Consider the following 1,074-nt stretch of genomic DNA (forward strand, 5'->3'; position numbering starts at 1 on the left):
AGGAGCGGACGTCGCCCCGCCTATGCGGCTTGCTCACTCTAGCGTCGGGGCGGTCCGCAGACCGTTGAATCGAAATCGCTACGAAGCCCACGGGCAGACCTTAGCCTCCTGCGCTGAGCATTTCGATGATTGTTAAATCCAAAGAATCACCACAGGACGGTGGCCGTCGAGCGAGTTTTCAGCAGCCCATTAATGTGCAACTTGGGAAGCTGCCGACATCAATTCCTCGGGATTCAGCGCGCTGAAGGTATTGAGGCCATCCTCCAGAACTTCAGTGAAGTTCCAGCGTACGATGCCCGCCCGGTCGATTAGGAACTGACCGACAAGCTGCGCCTGGCTGGAAGCCATCGCCTGCTGATCGACTTCCGTAATCTCATATCCTTCCTTCTTGTTAAGAAATTCATTCATTGCCATGACGTCCATAGGCTCGGGCAACTCGCCCGGGAGATGGAACGGTATCGCCATGACCGTGTCCATCCCGACCTCGCGCAAGCCGAAAGCACGGTGCGAGGCTCGCTCCGGGTCGGATGCGGCGAGAAGATCGGGTGCCGGGTGGTAACGGAAATAGAGCCGCGCCCGCTCGACCGGCGTATTGACCACAGCCAGGCATTCGACGCCTTTCTCACGCAGGGCCGGCTTGAGTTGCGCCATCGCCGCGACATGGCGCCGGCAGAACGGACAGTGCAGGCCTCGGAACAAACCGATCAACAACGGGCTACGGCCTCGAAAATCATCGAGCGCGATCTTGCCTTCGCGTGAGATCGCATTGAGCACAACATTTGGTGCCCGGTCGCCCGGCTGCAGCGGGCGGTCAACACTACTCGTGGACATGGACAACCTCCTCGCCCCGGGGTCAGTGAGGGAAAGCAGCACACCCAGCGTTTCGGAGGCGATCAAGTGCTGGGGCGAAAGCTTCCTGTGCCAAGGCAATAGCTTTCGACCTCTGCCATATTGCCGAGGTCGAGATTACGCGCATTGCAAGCCCATCATAACACGAAAAAGCATCTGCGGGTGCCGCCAAATGTGGTGAATTACCTTACGCGAGCGCACTCCCGAATGCTCTTGCGCTGAAGG

1 protein-coding gene is annotated in these 1,074 nt (G+C 58.8%); it reads right to left on the reverse strand.

Annotated elements, in window-relative coordinates:
• Positions 1-189: 189 nt before the first annotated feature.
• Complete coding sequence (locus tag AC0L17_RS34450; protein WP_473518985.1) at positions 190-831, reverse strand: peroxiredoxin-like family protein; 642 nt, start codon at positions 829-831, stop codon at positions 190-192.
• Between the last annotated feature and the right edge of the window lie 243 nt (positions 832-1,074).

The sequence above is a fragment of the Mesorhizobium sp. WSM4829 genome, from assembly GCF_055811475.1.

Bases quoted from the DNA above. Each gene is read 5' to 3' on its own strand.
- AC0L17_RS34450 (WP_473518985.1), bottom strand. From the start codon at position 831: ATGTCCACGAGTAGTGTTGACCGCCCGCTGCAGCCGGGCGACCGGGCA.